This window comes from Microbulbifer agarilyticus, from assembly GCF_001999945.1.
GTDB classification, from domain to species: domain Bacteria; phylum Pseudomonadota; class Gammaproteobacteria; order Pseudomonadales; family Cellvibrionaceae; genus Microbulbifer; species Microbulbifer agarilyticus_A.
This window is the reverse complement of sequence record NZ_CP019650.1, coordinates 2394164-2417540: the sequence shown is the minus strand read 5'-3', so window position 1 is coordinate 2417540 and position 23377 is coordinate 2394164. Positions and strand designations below refer to the sequence as shown.

The following is a 23377-nucleotide window of genomic DNA, read 5'->3' as shown; positions in this document are numbered from 1 at the left end:
TTAGTAAAAGAGAGTGCAAACCAGTTATGCCTTACCCAAGCTATTTTGAAAGCTTTGATGTCCAGCAGGCGCTTGCGGATTACCCACTGGGGGATGCCTTTCTAGAGCGTTATCAGGGAATGTCGCGTGAACAACTGCGCGAGCTGCAGAACCAGCGCTTCCTCAAGTTGATGGCACGTGGCTGGGAAATTCCGTTTTACCAGCGCCTGTGGGGCGATGCGGGTATTAAACGAGAGGATATTCAGAGCCTCGACGATATTGAAAAGCTGCCGGTCTTTTCCAAGTCCGACATTATGCAAAGCGTCGAGAAATTTCCGCCGATCGGCGATTTCAGCGGGCTCGAAGGGCTGGCCCCGGAGGAGCGTCCGCCCGTGGTTTTCCATACCACCAGCGGTACCACCGGCAGACCCCAGCCAATTATTTTCGGGCCGCGCGGGCGCGAGATCCAGGCCATGTTGGTGGCGCGTTCCTACCGCTTTATGGGACTAAAGCCCGGCGCTACTGTGCAGTCGACCTATGGGCACGGCATGATTAACGGCGGACACTATATCCGTGAAGCGGTAACCCGTTATACCAATGCACTGTTCCTTTCCTCCGGTACCGGTCTGGAAACCCGCTCTGCCCAGCAGGTGCAATTGATGCAGGACTTTGGCGTCAATGTACTGGTGGGGTTTGCGGATTACATAAAAAAACTCGCCAGTGTGGCGAAAGACCAGGGGATTCAGCCGGGCAAAGATATACCCGTGGATATGATTATCGGGCACCTCGGACAGGAGACGCGTGCAGCGCTGAGCGAAGCTTGGGGCGGTGCGAAACTGTACGACTGGTATGGCGTTGCCGATACCGGCTGTGTCGCCGCCGAGGGGCCGGACCAAGGTGGTCTTTACGTGTGGGAAGACGCCCAGTACCTAGAGCTGCTAGACGTGGATAGCGATCAGCCGGTAACACCCGGTGACACCGGCAACATGGTAGTGACCTGCCTGTATAAGGACGATATCTATCCGGTGATCCGCTTCAATACCTGCGATATCACCTCGGAAATTGTTGGTGAAAACCCGTTCCAGCTGCCGTTCCGCCGTATCCGCGGATTCCTCGGGCGCTCCGACAACATGGTCAAGCTGCGCGGCATCAACGTCTATCCGCACGGTATCGGCGGCATGCTGGCAGAGCTGTCGAGCTTTACCGGTGAATATGTCTGTATTGCCGAGCGCGATGATAGCGGGCGGGAAACGCTGACGGTGATGGTGGAAGTCTCCGATCCGGTCGCAGGGCACCCGGCAATTGCCGACCAGTGTGCTGCCTTGCTGAAGCTCAAGCTCGGCCTGGAAGTGGGCGTTGAGATAGTGTCCGCGGGAGAAACCGCGCGCTGGACCGAGATTGACCGCCGGCAGAAGCCCCTGCGTTTACTTGATCGCCGGTTTGGGTAACTCTGTGCGTATTCTTTTTTGGAAAAAAGCCATGTCCCGTAAGCAACATCGTGCGATCAGTGATGAAATTCTTGCCAAGGATGCAACCGCACTGGCGACGTGTCTGCAGCGCGGTGACCTGAGTAGCCAGGCGCTCACCGCGCGCACGCTCGCGGCCATTGCCGACAGCCAGCAGGGCATCAATGCCTTCCTGTACATTGATCGCGAGGGTGCCATGAATGCCGCACGCGAGGCGGATGTACGCAGGCGTATGGGTAAGCCCTTATCGATGTTCGACGGGCTGACCTGTGCGGTAAAAGACAATATCGATGTTGCGGGCATGCCCACCTCCAATGGCCTCGGTTATGGCGATACGGCGCCGCTGGCACGGGAAGATGCCCCGGTAGTGGCGCGGCTGCGTGCGGCCGGTGTGATTATTCTCGGCAAGCTGAATATGCATGAGGTTGCGCTGGGTGCGACCAACGACAACCCGCACTGGGGCCGTTGTGAAAATCCGCTGCGGGCCGGTTATACCCCGGGTGGTTCCAGTGGCGGTTCCGGCGCGGCAGTAGCGGCGGGCCTGTGTGCTTTCGCCCTCGGTACCGACACCATGGGGTCGGTGCGCATCCCGGCCAGCTACTGCGGCGTTGCCGGTCTTAAACCCGGCCGCGAGGGCCTGACAACAGCGGGTGTTACCCGTTTGTGCCGGCAACTGGATACCGTGGGACCACTGGCGAGGTCGGCACGGGATCTACGGGAACTGTGGCCGATCCTGAATGGCACCGCGAATAATCAGGTACCGCCAGCGCGCAGGACCGATTTAGGCAGTGTGCGCTGGGCGGTGCTGGAAGACTGCGCGGGGGTTGGCGTGGAGGAGGGGATCAGCGAAGCTTTTCGCGATCTGGCCAAACGCCTGCCGGGCGCCGGGCATGTACCGTTAAATTTTTCCGCCATCGACTTTTCCGCGATTCGCCGTGCAGGGCTTTTGTTGTGCGAGGCGGAAGCGAACGTCACCTTTTCTGCCGAACGCCAGCGTCAGCCGCAATTGTTTTCTGAACAGCTGCGCGGGCTCATGCAGTGGGGTGCAGAACGCTCTGCGCCGGAACTGGTGCAGGCCTCGGACAAGGTGCAAGCGGCCGGAGACTGGCTGCGACAGCAATTACAGAATGTCGATTTTCTGTTGACCCCCACCGCACCGCAGACAGCGTTTCCGTTTGAGCAGGCCGTGCCGGTCAACCAGGCGAACCTGACCAGTGTGGCAAATATGGCGGGGTTACCGGCAATCAGTATCCCGCTCGGGGACTCCGCAGAAGGCTTGCCGTTTGGCCTGCAGGTAATTGGAGCGGTAGGGTCGGAAGTTGCGTTGCTGGCGATTTCCGTGGCGCTGCAGGAGTGGCTGGCAGAACATGATCTTGCGGTTACCGCATAACACTGCTGAGAAGCAGGAGAGAAAGCATGACAAGTGAAGTAGCTGCGCAACAAACCAAAGGCCATACCACCGACACGCCGCGCGTTGAAATGCGGTTGGATGACGGACTGGCCTGCATCACCCTGGTAAACCCAGACCAGCGCAATGCCATGACGGTGGCAATGTGGCAGCAGCTCGCCAGTGTGCTTGATCAGGTTGAACAGAATGACCAGGTTCGCGCGGTATTGATCAGCGGGGCGGGCTCCCGGGCTTTTTGTGCGGGCGCCAATATCGCCGAGCTGTCGCAGGCGATGTCAGATCCCGCGGTGATGCGCCAGCAGAATGCCCTGATCCAGGAAGTGCAGCTGAAATTGCAGCGTCTGAGCCGGCCGACAATCGCGCTGGTTCGCGGTGCCTGTTATGGCGGTGGCTGTGGCCTGGCGTTGGCCTGTGACCTGCGTATTGCCGATACCGCGGCAACCTTTGCGATTACTCCGGCCAAGCTCGGCATCCTGTATAGCATTGAAGATACACGCCGCTTGGTACGTGCGGTGGGCGACGGCAATGCGCGCGAGATGCTGCTTACCGGGTTACCCGTAGATGCGGTCCGCGCGCTGCAGATAGGCCTGGTGCAGCATGTGGCAGAAGGGGATGCGCTGGAGGAAAAGGCGCGCGGGCTAGCGCGAGCGTTGATCGAGAATTCCCAGTATTCCGTGCGCTGGACCAAGGCTACTCTGGGTTATCTTGCCGGAGGCTCTGGGGATGAGCCGGAGGAAGGCAAAGATGGGGCGGATGCGCTTAAGTGTGCATTCGACGAGGCTTTTTCCGGAAACGATTTTGCGGAAGGTTGCGCCGCTTTTTTGGCTCGACGCAAAGCCGATTTTCGCTGGCCCCAGAAGTAAAAAGAGGGGTAATAAGAGGAGTAGCAAAAGGAGTATTAAATACTCAGGTATTGGCCAGTTCCTCAATAAGCTCATCCAGCTCGGTGGTCGCACTGACGGCTTCTTCACGCGCCTGCTGACGCGCACTTTTATCTTCGTCGAATTGTTCCATTTCCTGCTGGATCACGCGCAAAATCCTGGCGATAAAATCCTGGTGCCATAGTCCGCGGGCCTGCGCGGCATCGGAATCCGGCGTGTAACCCTCAATGGACTCGCGGCTCAGCAGGCCGCGCTCTTCGAGCAGGCGTTCCAGCGTGTCCATACGCTCTCGCGTTACCGCCAGCTCGCCGGCAACCGCCATCAGGATAGACAGCAGGCGGTCGGTATCCGAATCCTTGAAATACGTCGGGCGCTTGCCGCGGGCTTTGGTGCCCGCCATGGTGATCGGATCTAGCGTCATGCCCTTACTCCGGATTTCCGTTGATATACATTTCGACTACTTGCTCGCGATGTACGCGTGCCAAGCTGGCTTGCGGCCATAATCTTCGGTGTCACTTTCTGCTTTTGCCGCACTTGGGAACAGCTCTTCATCAACCACCGCGTACAGCCCCAGCGTGGCAATATTTTCCCGCGCGAAACCCGCCTGTTCGATGGCCTCAAACAGGTCCAGATCGTGCAGGGTGCCCCAGAAGGGCTCGTTGTTGTTGCGGGTATCCCAGTCGCGCATGAATTGCTCGTAGGGAGGCATTTCGGGAGTGAACTGCGGTTGCTCGATGTGTACCACCTTGCCGCCATCGGCCAGCAGTCGGTGGGTTTCCTTGAGAATACGCGGCAGTGCGCGGCTCGAGGTCTCGTGCAGGAACATGCAGGTAATGATCAGATCAAAACTGCCGTCTTCCGCTTCGATCGCTTCAGCGTTTTCCTGACGGAACAAGATGTTATTTACACCGAGGGATTTAGCGCGTGCATTCGCATAGCGCAACATCGGCGCGGCCACATCAATGGCAACAATTTCGGTATCCGGGAATGCCTGAGCCAGCGGCACAATGTTGTGTCCAACGGTACAGCCGATGTCGAGAATACGCCGTGGGCGGAAACCTTTTTCTGCCTGTTCCCGCAGCCACTCAACCAGTGCCTGACCGCCGCCATCGCTGTAGCGACCCAGCATGCCAGCAGTGGTCACAAAAATACCACTGTCGTAGTTGGCTCCGGCTGCGATGTCATCTTCGCAATACTCGGTGTGGTAACCACCCGGCATGCAGTGAATATCCACGGCACTGACATAGCGGGGTACTTTGACCTCAGGATTTAATTGCAGCGATTGGCTGTCTTTGTTCAGGGTGCTGGCCTGATCAATCAGTGACGGCAGCTGGCGGAAGACCATAGAGCGGCTGTTTTGCTGGCGCATTTCCATGGTGTTGCGGCGCAACGAGCTCCAGAATTGATACAGCGGTTCGCGCTTGAGTAGTTCACCCACTTCGCGTCGCGTGGTCGGGGCCGCACCTTGCTCAACCCGGTGATCGTAGGCTTTGCGTACACCTGGCAGTACCTGCGAGGCGAGGTGAATGTTGAGGTTCGTAAGAAAATTGAACCGGGCTACTTCATCGTGGTTTGCTTTCGGAAACACACCATGGCGCCCGACTGCGTTCCACGCCGGCGGTGCCTGTCGAGCTGCGTCGGCCATTGGGAACTCCGCAATTTGCGAGGATTTCCCATAGTCTAGCGGCGCACGAGGCATTGCCCATGACAATTATCAACTTGGGTGGGTTGCACGGCAGGCGCCGCTAAGGCGCCCACTTTCTGCAAAGAATGCCCGGCGAGAATCAGTGAACGCTGGCGAGTTCTTCCAGGATGGCGTTATCGAGAATGCGAATGCGGTGGGCACTTACAATTTCGATCAGCTTCATGGATTTGAGGCGGGCAAAAGCGCGGCTGACGGTTTCGATGGTCAGGCCGAGATAGTCGGCGATATCCTGGCGGCTCATAATCAGTTCGATATCGGCATTCTGCGTACCGCACTGACGTCGCCCGATTTGCGCCAGCAAAAAGCACAGGCGCTCGTGGGCTTTTTTCTGCCCGAGCGCGAACAACTGATCGAGGGTCTGCGCCAGTACATTGCCGCCGATCTGGCGGGCATTGGCCTTCAGCGTGGAAGACTGGTCCACCAGCGCGAGAAATTCGCGGCGAACAAAGGATTGCAGCTCTGTTTCACGCAGGGAGACCACGCTGTATTCGTATTCTTCCGTATTGGTGAAGCCGATATAGTCCCCGGAGTAGGCAAAGGCGATTACCTGCCTGCGGCCCGAGCGGGAAAGGCGTTCAATCATGAGGGTACCGGAGACAACCACGTACACATTTTGAGCAGTGCTGTGCTGCTTAATGAGCTGTTCACCGGCGGAGATGCGCCGGCGCTGGCATATAGCGGTGAGGTCCGCGAGCTCCTCGTTACCAAGGCCGCGGAATAGTCTGGAATGGAAAAACGTTTCCGGCGGTTTCAATGCGGGATTAGGCACCGTGATCCTTCCTGATAATTCTTATTCCAGCAGCCTAAACCCAACAAGCGTGCCTGTCTACGTCCGTGGGGGTCAGTTTGCGGCTTCGGTGCGTTGACTACCCAGTAGCAGGCCCTGTTCGAGCAAAGCGTCGATCTGCTCATCGGTCAGCCCCAAGGAGCGCGCTACCTCAACACTGTGCTCGCCGATTTCCGGCAGATCCCGGCGTAGGCCCAGCCGCTGGCCCCCAAATTCCACCGGCAGCGCCGGCAGCTGGGTCTCTGCGCCGTTTTCGAGGGTGACCGGGATCAGGCCTCCGGCGCTGCTGAGCTGGGGGTCTTCAAACAGGTCTGCGGGTTTGTTGATGGGGGCGAAGGGGATACCTGCGCGGTCGAGGCGCGCCATCATGTCGTTCTTGGGCAGGCTGGCAAACAGGGCGCTGATTTGTGGAATCAGGCGGTCGCGGGCAGCCACGCGCCCGGCATTGCTGCTGAGTGCTGGGTCATTCGCCAGCTCGTCCAGGTCAAACTCTTCGCAGAACGCCCGCCACAGGGTGTCGCTCACCACGCCGACGAATACGCGCTCGTTCTCTTTGCTCAGGAAAATGTCATACACAGACCAGGCGCTGCGGCGCACCGACATGGGCGGCGGTTCTTCACCGGTGACCGCTTGCTGAGCCATATGCTGGCCCACCAGATAGGCGGTTGTTTCGAACAGGGAGCTGGTTACCTGCTGGCCGCGCCCGCTGGTCTGGCGCTGCTGCAGTGCAGACAAAATAGCGATGACGCCGAACATGCCCCCGGTAATGTCTACCACTGAGGTCCCCGCGCGCAGTGGGCGGTCCGGCAGGCCCGTCATGTAGGCGAGGCCGCCCATCATTTGCGTCACTTCGTCCAGTGCGGTGCGGTGTTCGTAGGGCCCGCTAAGGAAGCCTTTCAGGGAGCAGTAAACAAGGCGCGGGTTGCGTGCGCTCAGGTCAGCGTAGCCAAGGCCCAAGCGATCCATGGCCCCGTGGCGGAAGTTCTCGATGACCACATCGGCTTCATCCACCAGCCTCAGGGCGATGTCTTTGCCTTCTTTGGACTTGAGGTCCAACGCCAGGCTGCGCTTGTTGCGGTTGTACATGGCGAAGTAGCCGGCTCCGGAGCCACGCAGGCGTCGGGTGTTATCGCCCTGGCAAGGTTCGACCTTGGTTACCTCTGCACCGAGATCCGCGAGGATGCCTCCTGCGGCCGGTCCCATCACCATGTGCGTGAACTCGACAACCTTGATGCCGGCGAGGGGTAACTGTTCCTGTTGCGCCATGAGGGCTTCTCCACTGAATGCGTCGGTTTATATCGCCAATGGGGTATATGTTATAATAATATATCATTAGGTCAAGCCGGGGTGCCCGCAGGGGGCACGCCGCGTAGCAATTCGAATGAAAAGATGAGTAACCAGAGAGGGGCGGGCGTGAGCGGCAAACAGATCGAAATTAGCGAAGTAGGGCCGCGTGACGGCTTGCAAAGTATCAGTGCCATCATGGCAACCGAAGACAAGAAGCGCTGGATTGCTGCGCTCGCCAATGCGGGGTTGCGGGAGATTGAGGTTGGGTCCTTTGTGCCGGCAAAGTTGCTACCGCAGTTGGCGGATGCCGCAGAAATCGTGCGCTACGCCAGAACCCTGCCGGGCCTGACGGTGGCGGTGCTGGTGCCCAATGCGCGCGGCGCGAAGGATGCGATCGCGGCGGGCGCACACAAGTTAACGATCCCGCTATCCGTTAGTGAAACCCATAGCCTGAAGAATCTGCGCAAAACACACGAGCAGGTGTTGGAGGAAGTGCGTCAAATTCGCGCGCAGTTGGACCAGTTGCCCGCGGAGCAGCGCCCGAGTTTTGAGGGCAGTCTTTCCACTTGCTTTGGCTGTACGCTGGAAGGGGCGGTAGCGGAAGAGGCGGTGCTGCGTCTGGGAGAGGGATTGATGAAGGCCGGATGTGATGAGGTGGGGCTGTCCGATACCACCGGTTACGGAAACCCGGTGCAGGTACGCCGTTTGATCCAGCTTGTCTGGTCTCACCTCGGCCGGGATGCCTTGAATGGAATCCATTTGCACAATACCCGTGGCCAGGGGTTGGCCAATGTACTGGCGGCGGTGGAAGCAGGCATTACCACAGTGGATGCCTCTATGGGTGGCATTGGTGGTTGTCCGTTTGCCCCGGGTGCCAGTGGCAATATTGTTACCGAGGACCTGGTGTTCTTGCTGGAAGCGATGGGGTATTCGACAGGGGTGGATGTCGACCGATTGATGGCGGCGCGGGAAGTACTTGCGCGAGGCCTGCCGGATGAGCCGCTGTTTGGGTTTGTACCGGACGCGGGTCTGCCTAAAGGTTTTCAGTACGCAGAACCTCAGCCTGAAGTGGTCGCCTGATCGGCCACTTTATCGCGCGCATAAAAAAGCCGGCAGGTAAACTGCCGGCAAGGATCTACAAGTTTGAGAACGTAAATCAAGCGATGAAGAATTCGTTAGGCGATCCGAGCGTAGGCGCCGCGATGAAATAGCAGCGGCTCGCGATCCTGGGTGTGCATGGCGTCTACCCGGCCCACCATAATTAGGTGATCACCACCTTCGTGGCGCGCAGTCAGCGTGCATTGCAGTCGCGCGCAGTATTCATGCAGCAACGGCACACCTTGGGCGCTCATGTGGTAATCCAGCTCGGAGAACTTGTCCACGCCGCGGCGAGCGAACAGGCTCGATAGGTTGTCTTGCTGGTCGCTCAGCACATGAATGGCAAAGTGCTCACACTGATTGAACGCATCGAAGCAGCCGGTTTTCTTGTCGATGCACCACAATATCAGGGGTGGATCGAGGGATACGGTGTTGAAGCTGCTTACCGTCATACCCACGGCTTCACCGGATTCGCCACCGGTGGTGACAATGGTTACGCCAGTGGCAAACTGGCCGAAAACCTGACGCAAGTTCAGCGGTTCAATTTTGTGGTGCTGTTCCGCGATATCGGCATTGGCCGGTGCCAACAGTTCTGCTTCAGTCGACATAATTCGCTCCCAGTTTCAGGTCACCTTCTTCCCAGCGCAGTACGCCGAAGGTGGTGTATTTTTCTTTCTGAGACTGCATAAACTGCCAGGCACAAACGAAGGTGTAATCTTCGTCAATTTGCGTTTCCCGTGACCACAACTTGAACGCTTCACCGTACACGTGGCGCACGGAGTAGAGGTAGCGTCCATAAGACATACCGTTACCGTACATGTCTGGGCCGTGATACTGGTGGTGGTTACCGTTGCGCGTGCGCATGGTTTTCCAGCTGGCATTGACCACGCCGCTAATTTCGATCGTCTGCTCGGAGTGCAGAAGGTTGAGGGGGTTGTGGTGAATGACGACGTCGTTGTGGCCCACCAGCTCCTGTTTATCGTTGTACACCTCAAAGCGGCCGGTAAATTTGCCCGCATGTTTTACTGGCAAGTTAAACGGACGCTTGCCGTTCACTTTTTCTTGCTCCAGGAAGGCTGTGACACGCTTCTGGGTGGTGGGGTTGGTGTCGTGATCGTGGGTTACCACATACAGTCCATTAAATACCCCAACCAGGGTGTCGCCCTCGAACAGCTGTGAGGAGTAAACCTGCATGCCGAGGTCCGGAACCACGTGGTTCATGGTGCGCAGGTTGACGTTCCAGCCCGGGGAAAAATAATTGGAATCGACCAGAAGCCCGTAGGGGCGGCCACTGCCAAAAAAGTCCGGGCCGGTATAGATCCGGTCCATATCGGAATCGAGTACCCCAAAGCGAAACGGTGAACCGATTTCAAACCGATCATTCAGCGGACCGGTTGCATCGAATTGAGTGTTCATCCAATAGGTGGTGCGGCCATTTTCGTGCTCACTGGCTCGGCTTACCTTGTTGTAACCCACATGGGTGCCGTCCGCTTCAAACAATGATGGTAGGCCGTGCCATTCACCTTCAATCGCTTGCTGCCAGTTACTGGGCTTCTTTTCGTTACTCATAGTCGGTTACCGGTTGTGTGCGCTTTTATTACCCATTTGGGGGTCGCTTTGGCGGATATTCATGCCATCCTAATCTACGGGTGTGTGCCCGCCTTGGCAAAAATCAATTCTGCATGATTGGTGGCGCCTGTTCACTGAATTCGGTGACTTGCTGGCAGGCTTCCCCGGCCAGTGCAAAACCTAGCAGCTCTCCGTTGGGGCTGGTAAAACGGGCTGCGACGCCCTGGCTGTCCGCGCGTGTGTAATGCCAGTCGCCCTCCGTCCCACGCGGTGGGGGTGAGGTAATCACCGGGCAGAGTGTGGTTTTGACGTTGACCGGCATGCTGTCATAAAAAACCGGTGTCGGTGTGCCGGCCAGGGTCCGCGCCAGCGCCTGCGCGGAAGCGAGTAGCGGTGCCACATAGCAGAGGTTGTGGCCATCTACCTCGGCGCAGTCGCCCAGCGCGTAGACATCTTCGACTTCCGTGGCCAGCAAGCGGTCGGTCAGTATGCCGCGGTTGCAGGGAATGCCACACTGTTGTGCCAGTTCAACTCTGGGGCGCACGCCAATCGCGCTGATCACCCGGTCAACTTGAATATGGGTGCCATTCTCAAGCACCACTTGAATACCGGAACCGCGATGATCGAGTGACTTAACCGTGGTGCCAAGGTGGAAGCTGACCCCCGCTTGGCTCAGTGTTGTCTGTACCAGTGCACTGGCATCGGGCGGCAGCAAATTACCGAGCACCTGAGATTGCGGCTCAACCACGTGCACTTCGAAGCCGGACTGAACGAGGTCGTTCGCGTATTCGCAACCAATCAGGCCACCGCCGATCACCAGCGCCGATTTTGCACCGCTGGCCGCGGTGTAAAAACGCTGAAAATCTTGCAGGTCATTGATATGGAATGCGCAACCGGCGGCGTTGCCTGCTACCGGGGCATGAATTGGCTCTGAGCCAAGTGCCAGCACCAGTTTGTTGTAGGTCAGGTGAGACTGCTGTCGCCCGCTATCGATTGTCACCGTGTGGGCATCGGTGTCGATCGCGCTTACCTTCGAGAAGGTCAGGATGTTGGCCTGAAGCGTCTCAGCCATTTCGCGGGCACTGTAGCTGACTAGCTGCTCCGGTGAGCGCCTTTTTTGGAATGCGGTACTTAACTGCGGTTTGGAATAGCTGTTTCCATCATCCGCGGTAATCATAATGAGGGGTGTGCTGGCGTCATGCTTGCGCAGTTCTTTCGCCAGTTGATAGCCCGCGAGTCCGGTGCCAACAATGATGATGGGTTTGCGCGCGTAATCGATGTTGGCAAAAGCAGCCAATTCTGCGTTGGACTCGGCTGCTTCTTGAGTTTCCGGGCTATCGTTCTGGATTGCAGTGCTAGCTGCGGTACTGGTTGCGGTACTTGAAGGCTGCGTGTGGACTTCGATCATTTCAAAGTCGCTCTTGCCTACACCGCACTCCGGGCACAGCCAGTCATCGGGGACATCTTCCCAGCGGGTTTTTGGTGGTATGCCATCCTCGGGTGCGCCTTTTAATTCATCGTAAACCCAGCCGCATACCAGGCATTCCCAAATCCGATACCCCTGCATTCAGTGCTCCAAAATCACTTTTATTTTGATGGTCTGCCACAGCGCAAAACTGTGGAAGTTCTATGCAGGATAAAAAGGCGATGAAATTTTAGGGATGATATTTATCAACCGGTGCACGAATTATTCGTACTACCGGCGATGTCACTGGATCAGGCGAGGTGTTTCCAGATGGATGCGCTGAAGGGTTCTTCGTGAACCGGGCCAGCCTTGCCTCTTGGATCGAGTTCATGGCGTTGATCGCAGGTTGGCGAAAGGCGTACACCGCGCGCAGTAAGCGTGCGGGTGGCGACACCTTCACGGTACAGAACGGTATGGCGAACCCGTTGGCCCGGGGCGGTGAGCATAATGAAATCGGGTTCCATATAGACCTCGCAGGCGGGGTTCAGCCTGAGCGCATTGAAGGTCAGGATGCCGACACCGCCGGAGACGCCGACATTTTCATAAGCGCCGGGGCCGAGTGGATCAAACACCAGCAGGTTGTCGCGTAGCTGGCCGGTAAAGGTTTTGGCGGTGGGCTCGCGTCCGCGGAAGTGCACATTGGTCAGTTGCAGGCGGTGCCCGTCAAAGTCGAGGTAGACCAGGTTGTCAAACGGGCTTGGTCCCGGCGTGCCACTGCCAGCTGCGGTGTCGTCTTCCAGTGGCCTGCCGTCTAGATGAAACAGCTCGACCTGGTCGTGCCAGGTACCGCGCATCATCATCAGGTTGTAGCCCACGGAGCCTATGGGAAAAGTGGGGTAGCTCGTCGCCGTGGGGTTGGTTTTTTCGGGGAATCGTTCGGCCATTCCGGGTCTATCTCAGGTAAAAGTTAGCTCTGCTCACGCCACCCTGTTCACACCAAAAGTTGCGTTAAAAATGATAATGATATAACAATAACTCAAAATAAAGGCGGCGGCCAACTCTGTCACCGGCGCATCAACGTTTCCCTGACAACGAAAACAGGAGTGACTCGATGAAGACTGTGGTCATAACCGGTAGTACCCGAGGAATAGGGCGAGGGCTCGCGGAAAACTTTTTGGCAAGCGGGTGTCGCGTAATTATCAGTGCACGCGGCCAGAGCAAGGTAGATAGCGTGGTCGCTGAGTTGCAAAGCCAGCATGGTAAGGACGCGGTAGCGGGAATCGCCTGTGATATCACTTCGGAGGCCGATCTGGCCAAGCTCTGGGGTTTCGCCAATAGCCAGGGTGCGGTGGATATCTGGATTAACAATGCCGGTATGAGCATTGTGCGGAAGCCGCTGCATGAACAGTCTGCGCAAGATTTGCGTGCGATCGTCGATACCAATCTGACCGGCCTGCTGCTGGCCTGTAAGGTTGCGCTGGCAGGGATGTTGAAACAGGGCCACGGGCAAATCTGGAATATGGAAGGTTTTGGCAGTACCGGCCAAACCAATACCGGTATGGCGGCCTACGGAGCGACCAAGCGCGCGCTCAATTACCTGACCACTTCACTGCAGAAAGAGGTGAAGGGCACCGACGTGCAGGTAAATACTTTGAGTCCCGGTATTGTGGTGACGGATCTATTGGTTGGAGATTACGACCTTGCTTCGCCTGAGTGGCAGAAGACCCGCAAGATCCTGAATATCCTCGGGGATACGGTGGAGACGGTTACCCCGTATTTGGTGCGTGGTGTATTGAATGCACAAAAATCCGGTAGCCGGGTGGCGTGGCTAACCGGGCGCAAGGCATTCTGGCGCTTTCTTACTGCAGGTTTTAACAAACGTGATTTGTTTGCCGAGTATGACGCACCACCGGCGTAGCGGGTTGTGTTGATTACTCTTCTCACAGGATAAAAAAGCCCGCATATGCGGGCTTTTTTATTGGGGTGTATGGCTTGACTAGATAGCGTGTTAAGCAGGCATGTCACCAGCCGGAGTTAACGGTTGCTCGGATGTTACCAGGCGTTTTCCCAAGCGCTTTTCCAAGACTATGGCCCAACACAGGACGAGTAGGGCAACACCGGCAAAGAACACAAACGGCCCTGAAGCGCGCCAGGTATCGAACAGGTAGCCGCCAGCCACGCTCGCAACCAGAATTCCCACCGCACCGGAGAGGGTGAAGAAACCAATCACCGCGCCGCGGTGCGATTGTGGCGCCTGCTGGGCCACTAGAACGCCGCTGGTAATAATGCAGCCAATTTCACCGAGGCCAATTAGTGCGGCGCAAATAATCATGCCGGTGGTAAAGGGGTCGGTAATGAAAATGGTTGAGCCGTAGCCAATTGCGGAAATCAGTAGCGCGATGATCAGGGCGCGAATGCGCGAGATCTTGTCGGCGAGTATGCCGAATACCGGGGCGGTCAGTAATGCGCAGCCCTGGGCGATGCCCACAATCATGCCCGCACGCGCCAGCGCCTCGGCTCGGCTCATACCCAGCTCCGCAGTGCCGTAATTGGTGACCCACAATGTGAAAAAGGTGCCGACAATCATCAGGTTGCCGCGCGCTACAAACGAGGCGCCGTAGGCCAGCGCGATGCTCGGGTCGCGCGCCGCGCGCAGGCCGTTGCGGGTGATACTGATCAAGCTTTCACTGTGTTCACTCGGTTCGGCCTGGCTGCTGCCGGGCTTCAGTCCAATCAACATCAACACGCCGGTGACAAACGAAACGATGGCTACAAGGCCGTAGGTCTGGATGCCGGCTTCCTGGGCGGTTGCACCGCTGTTTTGCAGGATCGCCGGTAGTTGCAGCAGCAAAAACACACAAATCATTGCGCCCACACCATTCATTACGCCTTGCAGGCCGGTCGCACGGCCGCGGCTTTCATTGCGCACATAGTCGGCAATGAGGGCAACGATGGTGGTCGTCACTGCGGCTAGCCCCACGGAATAGCCCAGCCGAACGATCAGTAACTCGGTGATATTCTCGGCGTGGGGGTAAAGCGCAATACCTGCAGACATCACAAGGAAACCGAACCCGGTGATAGGGCGGCGGCCGAAACGGTCGGAAAGGGGGCCGAATATAGCGACCGAGATGATAATCACAATCTCCGCCCAGAAATTGAGCAGGCCGCTGACCATGCCGTGGCGCTCAGGGGGAATATTGAGAAACTCTGTGAGCAGGAAGGGTTGGCTCTGGGGAATGAAGGAGGCGAACATGATGGTCGCCAAGCACGCGAAGTAGAAGGTGAGCACATTGGAGCGGGAGACATCATTCTCTAGCTTGAGCCCTAAAAACCGGTGGTCCTGCTGGTTGGCCATAGTAGCGCCTCGTTATAACGGTTTGATCAACTTTGCTACAGGTGCGAACCGTGATGCTTAGTTGGATCCGTCGATATTATTTGGATTTGGCTTGAAATGATATAATGATAGAGTTTTATAACAATTGGTAGTAGGTTAGTAGCAGTTTGCTAGTAGGTTCTTTCCGGTAGCCTACAAGAAGTGGCTTATTGATTGGTAACCGTACTTCCGTCCAATTGGATTGTACGTATTCGCAAAGGCAGGTCTAAAAATGAACAATAAATCCATTCGTGTCGCAGCCGTCCAGTTCCATGTGGGGACTGATGTTGGTAAGAACCTGAGTACGGTGTTGCGAATGCTGGATCAGGCTGCCGAAGTTCGCCCGGATATGGTGGTGCTGCCCGAGTTCTGTAACCACCTGTCCTGGTATGACGGCCAGGAGCATTGTGCAGAGGTGTCCGTCACTCTGGACGGTGACTTTTTGCAGGCGGTAGCCGCCAAGGCGCGCACTCTGAAAATCTATGTTGTGGTTAATTGCACCGTGCGCCGGGAAGATGGCACGGTCACCGGATCGAGCCTGATGTACTCGCCGGAGGGCGAACTGATCGTCGACAATACTAAGCAAATCTATATCGGTCATGAAAATGACTTTCTCGAACCCGCGAAAGAGCCGGGCCCAGTGGTTGAGACACCGCTGGGACGTTTTGGCCTCTATTCCTGCATGGATGGTGTTATTAACGAACCACCGCGCACGCTGGCATTGCGTGGAGCGCAGGTGCTTTGCAATAGCCTGAATTCGTTTGCCAGCGATGAGGGATCTTTGCATGTCCCGGTGCGCGCGCCAGAGAATCACGTGTTTATCGTTGCGGCGAATAAGGTGGGGCCGCTCGTGCCCGAGGCCATCCTAGTTCCGGTCAGTGAAGCCACGGGTATTCCGCAGAAATTTCTACATGGAGCCGGTGAGAGCCAAATCGTAGCGCCCGATGGTACCGTCCTGGCTTGTGCATCCGTCGACAAGGAAGAGGTGATCTACGCGGACATTCAGCCCGCGCAGGCGGATGACAAGCGTCGCCCAGACGGAACGGATATTTTTGCCAGTCGCCGCCCGGGTTTGTACCAGTCCATTGGCGAAAATCCGGGTGCGCAAACGTACCCCGAATGGTCGGGGGCTGAGTCCGTGGAAGCTGCGGTCATTAATCTTACCGCCGATGGACGCGACGGCCTGCGGGAAGCGGCGGATTCGGCACGCAAAGCGATTGAAGCTGGTGCCCAGCTGGTGGCGGTGCCGCCATTAATGGGTGCGGCTGCGATCGCGGCAGATCTTCCTGCGGCACTGGATTTTTCTGGCGAAGTGATCGAGACGCTGCGCCTGTGTTGTAGTGAAGAGAGCTATATCTCCACCGCGTTACCAATGCGTTGCGAAGACGGGCAAGATCGCTATTGTGCCGTTGTGATTGGTGCGGGCGGTGTTGTGTTCAGCCAGGGCCAGGTGCATCGCAGTGCGCGTTTCGAATGGTCCGCGCCGGTCGATCGTTTTGACAATATTGTTTTGCCATTTGGTCGGTTGGCGGCGGTTACGTCTGATGACAGCCTGTATCCAGAGACCTTCCGCTTGTTGGCGATGGCTGGTGTCGATACAGCTGTGGTTTCGCTGGAGCCTCTCGGTGCTTGGGAATTGCGCACCGGGCTGCTGGAGCGCTCGGCAGAAAACCGGATTAATTTGTTGGCGGCTGCCATTGCTTCACCGCTGGGATCCGGGTTTGCAACTGCGTTGCAGCGAGATTTTACTGTGCTCACGCCGTGGCAAGAACGTGTCTTTGACGGTTTGTTGAGCCAGCCCGAACTTTATCGTGTGGCAGATCAGCAGCCGATTTTAGCGGTGACCTTGTATCCGGCGGCCGCAGAAAATAAAGAGGTCTCCCGAAATACCGATCTTGTGGTCAATCGACCCTGGAATTTGTGTGGCCCGATTACTGCACATTAATCACTTCTACATGGCACGGTGTCTTATTGAGAAATATCAATGTGACACCGTGCCGGCTTGCCCAAAATCTTATCCTATCAATGGCACTTTTCTTAGGAGTCACCTATGAGCGCAACGTCTTTGCCTGAGTCTCTGGCCAATAAAACACGCGACCGACTGATCGAAACGCTCGGCCTTAAGGAAGTTTATGGCGCCGATAGCGGCCCATACCTGACACTGGAAAGCCATATGCCAATGGCCCAGGGCAAGGTTGGAGAGGTGCGTCTCTACGAGGGCGGCCCACTACAAAAAATGGTGACCTGCGCCTTGGTCGTTCCGCAGATCGGTCTCGACTCCCATATGTTGTTTGCCTTCACCCCGGGCGAGAGTGCGGTGCCGCATTACACGTTGGATTCCGTCGGTGCTGGTGAGCACTGTGCATTCCACCTGGATCTTGTACCGCGTCTCGATCTCGGTGCAAACCTTGCCTACATGGATGAGGTTTACACCCCGCTGACAGAAATCTGCACCGCTACCCGCAGTATGGAAGGCATGAGTGCTGCACACCTGGATATTCGCCAGCTGGCGATTATGTCTCCGTGGATGCTGGTACAGCGTGCCACCAAGGAAGCGTTTGCCAAAATTGACGGTGCTGTCGATGCCTATCTGGATCACTGGTTTGCCGTGCTGGAGAAAGGCGTTAGTGAGAAGGCGCTGGAGGCGGTAGACAGCGCGGCGCTCGCTGAGCGTGACCGCCGCAATCGCGAAATCGTTTTCGATCCAGACGTAGACAAAGTTTGGAATCAGATCACCGGATTGATTGGCGCCGAAAGCAGTGAAGCACTGCGCGGATTGCTGAAGGCTGTCGATTAATCGCCTGATCGAATAGTCGAAAGCTGGGTTTTGCATTAAGAGGGCAGCGTGCGCACGTTCATTTGGTTGCGCATGTGTTGAGTGAATAAGAATAATTGGGGTAGGGAATGTCGATGAAACTGACAGGTGAAATTCTGCTGGAAGGTATGACTGAGGCAGAGCGTGCGCGTGCCAAAGTGGTCGAGTCTGTATTGCCTGCGGTACGCGAGGCCGCACGTGAAGTTGACGCCAACGCCCAGTTTCATATGCCGCACGTCAAGCAGTTCAGCGAAGCCGGATTGCTGGGGTTAATCATTCCCACCGAATACGGCGGTCTGGGTGGCGGGTTGCGCGATATGGCTGCGGCCTGCTTTGCGTTGGGTTCTGCCTGCCCATCCACCGCGCTGGCATTCTTTTTTCACTGCAGTGCGGCTTCCCGCGGGCTCCTTGCCATCGAGGCGCTGGAAGCGGGCCTGTTTAACGAAGAAGAATCTGTACAGGTTCGCAACTTTGCCGAGCAGGTATTGCACGGAATGGGGCGTGACGGATTCTGGTTCGCCAATTTCGCCAGTGAATCCGTCAAGTCGGAAAAGGCTGCCGTTACCATCAGCACCAAGGCGCGCAAGGTGGAAGGCGGCTATCTGCTAAATGGAGTCAAGTCCTTCGGTACAGGCACCGGAGTAGCGGATAAATACCTAGTGACCGCCAGCCTGGAAGGTTATGACACCGCAGAGGGCCTCTGTACATTTTTTGTGGATCGCGATGGTGACGGTGTACGCCCGCGTGCGCCCTGGGACGCAATCGGCATGCGCGGCACCAGCTCTGGCGGTATTGTTCTGGAAGATTGCTTTGTGCCAGATGACAAATCCCTTGCTATCCCCGGCGCCTTTACCCGCTGTATGCAAATGAGCCGCGGTAGTTTTGTAGGCAACCAGATGGCCGCGGTATGCGGTTATGCCGGTTCCGCACATTCCGCGTATCAGAATGTACTGAAGCACCTGACCGAGAAAAAATTTGCCGACACCGGCAAGCCAATAGGCACCGCGCCATACCAGCAGGAGCTGATCGGCAAAATGATGGTCGATGTGCAAACCTCGCTTTTGTGGCTGCGCCGCCAGTTAGATCTCGAAACCAGTGAGCCCCCGATCGCCGATAAGCATGAAGTTGTTAAGCAGTGGCGACTGTGTAAGGGCGTTGTTGCGGAAGCGGGCTTCCAGGTGGCAGCCAATGCGCTCAAAGCCAGCGGTACCTCCGGGACCATGGGTGACCCGGCGCGCTACCTGCGTGAAATGACGATGGGCATTGTGCAGGCATTCCCTGCAGAGCGTGGCCGCTTGATGGCGGCCCAGATGGAAGTAGAAGGCGCTGAGCAGAGTCTGTTTGGTGTCGGCGAAAAGTCTTCCGCGCAGCCAGCCTGAGCGGGGCCACTATGCAGAATTACGACATGCTGATCGGCGGGGCAGAAGTTCCCTCCGCGAATGGCACCACTTTCGCGGTAACCGCGCCCGCCAGCGATGACGTTTTGGGCCATGTGCCGCGCGCCGGGGCCAAGGATGTGGGTGACGCGGTCGCGGCCGCTGCTCGCGGGTTCGATGCCTGGTTCCGCCTGCGACCAGCCCAGCGAGAAGCCGCCCTGTTGCGTGCGGCGGAACTCGTCGCTGCGGAAGGCGAGGCGCGCTTTCTGGATACATTGATTGACGAAAGCGGCTCGACGATCACCAAGGCGCGCGGCGAAATTTCCTATACCGTCGATTTGTTGCGTACTGCCGCAGGTGAGGCGCGCCGCCTTTATGGTGAAACTTTCCCGAATGATGATCCGCACCGAATCTCCATGGTTTTTCGCGAGCCACTGGGGGTGGTCGGTGTGGTGTCCCCGTATAACGCACCTCTGTCGTTGCTAACAAAAATGTGTGCCTTTCCGTTGGCGGCGGGCAACAGCCTGGTTGTTAAGCCCTCGGAAGAAACCCCATTAACCGCACTCGCGTTTGGTCGCCTGCTGTGGGATGCCGGCGTGCCACCTGAAGCAGTGAATATCGTTACCGGGTTTGGTGCGGAATGTGGCTCCGAGCTGGTAAACCACCCCGGCGTACGCTGTATTGCGCTTACCGGTTCGACCAATACCGGCATTGCAGTAGGGCAGGCCGGGCTGAAACAAATGCGACGCATGCAGCTGGAACTCGGGGGCAAAAGTGCGCTGCTGGTGTTGCGAGACGCTGACCCCGCCGAAGCCGCGAAGATCGCAGCGCAGGGTATTTTTACCCATAGTGGCCAAATTTGTATGGCCAACTCGCGCATTGTGGTGGCCAAAGAAGTTTATGCGCCATTTATCGCCGCGTTAAAGGCCGAGGCAGAATCGTTGCATCTTGGCGACTTGCGTGATGAAAAAACCGTATACGGGCCGCTGATCAACGGTCGTGCGGTGGAAAAAGTACTCGAGCACGTTAAGGAAGCCATCGATGGTGGCGCGGGCCTGTTGACTGGTGGTGAGGTACTGCAGGGGCTGGTGGTGAAACCCACGGTACTGCTTGATCCTCCGCGTACCAGTCGCGCCTGGCGCGAGGAAAGTTTCGGTCCGGTTGCCAGCGTGGTGCAGGCCGAAGACCTGGAGCAGGCGATCGCCATTGCGAACGACTGTGACTACGGGCTCTCCGCAGCAGTGCTGACGAATAACCTGCAATGGGGGCTGCATGCCGCGCGGCGGATTGCTTCCGGTGCGGTACATATTGGTATGCACGCATTCCAGAGTAATGCACTGGCGCCTATTGGTGGTGTAGGTCTCTCAGGGGTTGGACGCAGTGGTGGTCACTACAGCACCGAGGAATTCACCGAGATGAAATGGATCAGCGCGGATGTTGGGAGTCTGCCGCGCTAATGGTGGATTCCACAGGGACAGTGCGCCGAGGTTATCTCGACCACGCGGCGGGCCAAATCCATTACCGCTACTGCGGTAGTGCGCATTTGCCGCTGTTGCTGTTGCTACATCAGACGCCCAGCTCATCGGCAATGTATGAGCGTTTGATGCCGCTGCTGTCGGACACATTTTTTGTGGTTGCAGTGGATACTCCGGGGTTTGGGGAAAGTGACGGGCTGGCAGGGAGTATTTCGATCGCGGGGTTTGCGGAAGCGATCTATCAGGCGGTGAGCACCACATTTGATCGCCCCGCACTGGTATTTGGCCATCACACCGGCGCCGCTATTGCGGTGCAGTTGGCCTTTCAATATCCGGAATTTGTGCGCGCGATGGCACTGAGTGGGCCGACGCTGTTATCTGAGGCCCAGAAACAGGCGCTGCCGCTGGCAGCCAAGACCATTGCGGCAGACGAAGAGGGCAGTCACTGGCAGGCGATGTGGCAGCGGCTGCGGGCCAAGGACCCACAGGCGGATTTGGCACTGAGTATGCGCGAAACACTTTCCGCGTTTGCGTGTGGTGAGTATTACCTGGCCTCCTACAAGGCGGTCACCGAACAGGCGGTAGCTGAGCAGCTGGCGGCCATTGATTGTCCTGCTGTGGTGTTTGCAGGTGGGCAAGATCAACTGCGTTCGGCGGTGGTGCCTACCGTGAAGCTGTTGCCGCGCGGCATGGCATCGGCCTTGCCACAAAATGCCGGTACCTACGTATGCGAGCAGCAGCCTGCTGCGGTGGCGACATTACTGCGCCGATTTTTTATGGAAGTGGTCGAAGAACACTGAGCGACCGATTTTACTTCCGCCAACTTGGCCAAGGGGGCTTGCAAGTGGATCTTGAGCGAAAAAATCTCGGTCTGGGCGCCAGGCCCGCACTGTTACTGGTCGATATGATCGTCGGTTTCACCAGTGCCCGTTGCCCGCTCGGTACCGATTGCCCGGATGTGGTTCAGGCAAATTCTCAACTGCTCGAGCGTTTTCGCACACTCGGCTTGCCGGTGGTGTTTACCACCGTGGTGTATCACCACGAACAACAGGCGCGCGTGTTTCGCGATCGCATTAATCACTTGAATGTGTTGACCCCTGATTCTGAATGGGTGCAAGTCGATCCACGTCTGCAGCCGCAAGATGATGAACCGGTGATCGCCAAGCAATGGGCCAGTAGCTTCTTCAAGACTTCTTTGGACACCTGGTTGCAAACGCAAGGGGTGGACTCCCTCGTGGTCACCGGCCTCACCACCAGTGGTTGTGTGCGCGCGACGGTGGTCGACGGTTTGCAGCACGACTACCCGGTAGTGGTGCCTCGCGAAGCGGTGGGGGATCGCAACCCGGAAGCCCACGAGGCCAACCTGTTTGACATGCATGCAAAATATGCCGATGTCATGTCTGTGCAAGACGTTTTGCAGTCGCTGCCCACTTCCCAGCAGGCGGAACAGCAAGCCTAGGTAGCTGGAGAGGTAGCTGGAAATGGCAGCGTTTTACTGCGAATCATCGATAACAATAATTGAATTTGGCGAGTCACTATGTCGAATCAGTCTCCCGTAATTATTGCTGGCGCCGGCCCAAGTGGTGGCGTGCTGGCGCTTTCTCTGGCGAAGCAGGGTATCTCTGTACTGCTGCTGGAAAAATGCGACAAATTGCCCGTCGACCTGCGGGCATCCACCTTTCATCCACCATCGTTGGAAATGATTGCCGATCTGGATGAAGGGGTGATTGGGAAAATGCTGGAGCGCGGCCTGCGTGCGGATCGTTACCAGTATCGCGATCGTGCCACCGGTGAAGTGGCCACCTTCGATATGTCCATGATCGAGGAAGATACGCGTTTTCCGTTTCGCCTGCAGTTGGAGCAGTATGAACTCACCGGGTTTATTTGCGAGGCACTGAAAGAATACGCCTGCGCAGAAGTGCGTTTTGGTTGCGAGCTGGTGGACTACGAGCAGGACAATGGTGGCGTGACGGCGGTTGTACGCACGGCCCAGGGTGAGCAGCGTTTGGCTGGCTCCTATCTTATCGGTGCCGAAGGTGCGCGCAGTGTGGTACGCAAGCGCTCGGAGATCGGCTACTCCGGTTTCACTTACGACGAGAAGTTTCTCGTGGTTAGCACCAGCTTTCCATTCGAAGAGGTCTTTGAAGATTTCTCCTATGTGAATTACGTATCCGACCCGGAAGAGTGGTGTGTAATCCTGCGTACCGACAAGTTGTGGCGGGTACTGGTGCCGGTATTTCCTGCCAATGAGGCAGAAGAAAATTACTATCTTTCCGATGAGTTTGTGCAGTCGCGCCTCAAGCGTCTGCATCCCCGCGAGGAAGATTACGATGTGCATCATCGCAGTATCTATGCGGTAAACCAGCGTGTAGCCGAAACCTACTATCAAGGGCGCGCGCTACTCGTGGGCGATGCCTGTCATATCAATAATCCTCTGGGTGGTATGGGTATGAATGGTGGTCTGCACGATGCCTTCAATCTCGCGGAAAAACTCCAGAAGGTGATTCAGGAGGGCGCTGACGCGGACGCGGCCTTCTCCCTGTACGATCGTCAGCGCCGTGAGCTGGCGGTGCAGTTTGTGCAGCGTCACACCATCGAGAATAAAAAACTGATGGAAGCGCGCGATCCGAATATCCAGCGCAAGCGCCAGCAGATGCTGATGGAAACCGCCGCCGATCCGGACAAGGCCAAGGCCTTTTTGCTGGAGCGTTCCATGATCAATTGCGTGCGCGATAGTTTGGCCGTCCAATAAA

The 23377-nt window shown here is 57.1% G+C and carries 21 protein-coding genes; 12 read left to right on the top strand and 9 right to left on the bottom strand.

Annotation, left to right across the window (positions count from 1 at the left end):
* Window positions 1–26: 26 nt before the first annotated feature.
* Genes Mag101_RS09900 through Mag101_RS09890 form a run of 3 tightly spaced genes read left to right on the top strand, consistent with a single transcriptional unit; the run spans window position 27 to window position 3716 of the window.
* Window positions 27–1427 (top strand): phenylacetate--CoA ligase family protein, encoded by a 1401-nt coding sequence (locus Mag101_RS09900; protein WP_077404196.1) that lies wholly within the window; start codon window positions 27–29, stop codon window positions 1425–1427.
* Window positions 1428–1458: 31 nt separating this feature from the next.
* Entirely contained in the window at window positions 1459–2835 is a 1377-nt protein-coding gene (locus Mag101_RS09895) for an amidase (RefSeq protein ID WP_077404193.1), read from the top strand.
* A gap of 26 nt (window positions 2836–2861) precedes the next feature.
* On the top strand, window positions 2862–3716 hold the full coding sequence (locus Mag101_RS09890) for an enoyl-CoA hydratase/isomerase family protein (RefSeq protein WP_077404190.1): 855 nt from the start codon (window positions 2862–2864) through the stop codon (window positions 3714–3716).
* 43 nt (window positions 3717–3759) lie between these two features.
* On the opposite strand, the gene Mag101_RS09885 is transcribed toward Mag101_RS09890, so the two are convergent.
* From Mag101_RS09885 to Mag101_RS09870, 4 genes are all read right to left on the bottom strand, one after another.
* Window positions 3760–4155 (bottom strand): hypothetical protein, encoded by a 396-nt coding sequence (locus tag Mag101_RS09885; protein ID WP_077404187.1) that lies wholly within the window; start codon window positions 4153–4155, stop codon window positions 3760–3762.
* Between the two features lie 36 nt (window positions 4156–4191).
* Entirely contained in the window at window positions 4192–5379 is a 1188-nt protein-coding gene (locus Mag101_RS09880) for a class I SAM-dependent methyltransferase (protein ID WP_077404185.1), read from the bottom strand.
* A 139-nt stretch (window positions 5380–5518) separates the two neighbouring features.
* The gene (locus tag Mag101_RS09875; RefSeq protein ID WP_077404182.1) at window positions 5519–6208 is read right to left on the bottom strand and encodes a Crp/Fnr family transcriptional regulator; all 690 of its coding nucleotides are present in this window, start codon (window positions 6206–6208) and stop codon (window positions 5519–5521) included.
* 72 nt (window positions 6209–6280) lie between these two features.
* Window positions 6281–7492 (bottom strand): CaiB/BaiF CoA transferase family protein, encoded by a 1212-nt coding sequence (locus Mag101_RS09870; protein ID WP_077404179.1) that lies wholly within the window; start codon window positions 7490–7492, stop codon window positions 6281–6283.
* Window positions 7493–7615: 123 nt separating this feature from the next.
* Between Mag101_RS09870 and Mag101_RS09865 the strand changes: the two genes are divergently transcribed.
* Window positions 7616–8593 (top strand): hydroxymethylglutaryl-CoA lyase, encoded by a 978-nt coding sequence (locus Mag101_RS09865; protein ID WP_232324980.1) that lies wholly within the window; start codon window positions 7616–7618, stop codon window positions 8591–8593.
* Between the two features lie 95 nt (window positions 8594–8688).
* On the opposite strand, the gene Mag101_RS09860 is transcribed toward Mag101_RS09865, so the two are convergent.
* From Mag101_RS09860 to Mag101_RS09845, 4 genes are all read right to left on the bottom strand, one after another.
* Window positions 8689–9219 carry a flavin reductase family protein gene (locus Mag101_RS09860; protein WP_077404173.1) on the bottom strand — a complete coding sequence of 177 codons (531 nt, stop codon included), beginning with the start codon at window positions 9217–9219 and terminating at the stop codon, window positions 8689–8691.
* The gene (locus Mag101_RS09855; RefSeq protein WP_077404170.1) at window positions 9209–10180 is read right to left on the bottom strand and encodes a hypothetical protein; all 972 of its coding nucleotides are present in this window, start codon (window positions 10178–10180) and stop codon (window positions 9209–9211) included. The genes Mag101_RS09860 and Mag101_RS09855 overlap by 11 nt, the downstream gene beginning before the upstream one ends.
* Before the next feature lie 103 nt (window positions 10181–10283).
* Window positions 10284–11747: an FAD-dependent oxidoreductase gene (locus Mag101_RS09850; RefSeq protein ID WP_077404167.1), complete on the bottom strand. Its 1464-nt coding sequence runs from the start codon at window positions 11745–11747 to the stop codon at window positions 10284–10286.
* A gap of 149 nt (window positions 11748–11896) precedes the next feature.
* Complete coding sequence (locus tag Mag101_RS09845; RefSeq protein WP_077404164.1) at window positions 11897–12529, bottom strand: hypothetical protein; 633 nt, start codon at window positions 12527–12529, stop codon at window positions 11897–11899.
* Window positions 12530–12696: 167 nt separating this feature from the next.
* Here Mag101_RS09845 and Mag101_RS09840 point away from each other — a divergent pair, with 167 nt between their 5' ends.
* Window positions 12697–13503 (top strand): SDR family NAD(P)-dependent oxidoreductase, encoded by an 807-nt coding sequence (locus Mag101_RS09840; protein WP_232324979.1) that lies wholly within the window; start codon window positions 12697–12699, stop codon window positions 13501–13503.
* 90 nt (window positions 13504–13593) lie between these two features.
* Here the strand turns inward: Mag101_RS09840 and Mag101_RS09835 are convergent, their stop codons facing one another.
* Window positions 13594–14940, bottom strand: a complete 1347-nt coding sequence (locus Mag101_RS09835) for an MFS transporter (RefSeq protein WP_077404161.1) — start codon at window positions 14938–14940, stop codon at window positions 13594–13596.
* A gap of 250 nt (window positions 14941–15190) precedes the next feature.
* On the opposite strand from Mag101_RS09835, the gene Mag101_RS09830 reads away from it, so the two are divergent.
* The 7 genes from Mag101_RS09830 to Mag101_RS09800 all read left to right on the top strand — a co-directional run bounded on the left by Mag101_RS09830 (window position 15191) and on the right by Mag101_RS09800 (window position 23376).
* A complete protein-coding gene (locus Mag101_RS09830; RefSeq protein WP_077404159.1) occupies window positions 15191–16903 on the top strand; it encodes a nitrilase-related carbon-nitrogen hydrolase in 1713 nt (570 codons plus the stop codon).
* Between the two features lie 105 nt (window positions 16904–17008).
* The gene (locus Mag101_RS09825) at window positions 17009–17755 is read left to right on the top strand and encodes a hypothetical protein (protein WP_077404156.1); all 747 of its coding nucleotides are present in this window, start codon (window positions 17009–17011) and stop codon (window positions 17753–17755) included.
* Between the two features lie 113 nt (window positions 17756–17868).
* Window positions 17869–19152: an acyl-CoA dehydrogenase family protein gene (locus tag Mag101_RS09820; RefSeq protein ID WP_077404153.1), complete on the top strand. Its 1284-nt coding sequence runs from the start codon at window positions 17869–17871 to the stop codon at window positions 19150–19152.
* An 11-nt stretch (window positions 19153–19163) separates the two neighbouring features.
* Complete coding sequence (locus Mag101_RS09815) at window positions 19164–20606, top strand: aldehyde dehydrogenase family protein (protein ID WP_232324978.1); 1443 nt, start codon at window positions 19164–19166, stop codon at window positions 20604–20606.
* The gene (locus Mag101_RS09810) at window positions 20570–21424 is read left to right on the top strand and encodes an alpha/beta fold hydrolase (protein WP_077404150.1); all 855 of its coding nucleotides are present in this window, start codon (window positions 20570–20572) and stop codon (window positions 21422–21424) included. Before Mag101_RS09815 ends, Mag101_RS09810 begins: the two co-directional genes overlap by 37 nt.
* A 44-nt stretch (window positions 21425–21468) precedes the next feature.
* Window positions 21469–22083 carry an isochorismatase family protein gene (locus Mag101_RS09805; RefSeq protein WP_077404147.1) on the top strand — a complete coding sequence of 205 codons (615 nt, stop codon included), beginning with the start codon at window positions 21469–21471 and terminating at the stop codon, window positions 22081–22083.
* 78 nt (window positions 22084–22161) lie between these two features.
* The gene (locus Mag101_RS09800; protein ID WP_077404144.1) at window positions 22162–23376 is read left to right on the top strand and encodes an FAD-dependent oxidoreductase; all 1215 of its coding nucleotides are present in this window, start codon (window positions 22162–22164) and stop codon (window positions 23374–23376) included.
* Window position 23377 lies beyond the last annotated feature (1 nt).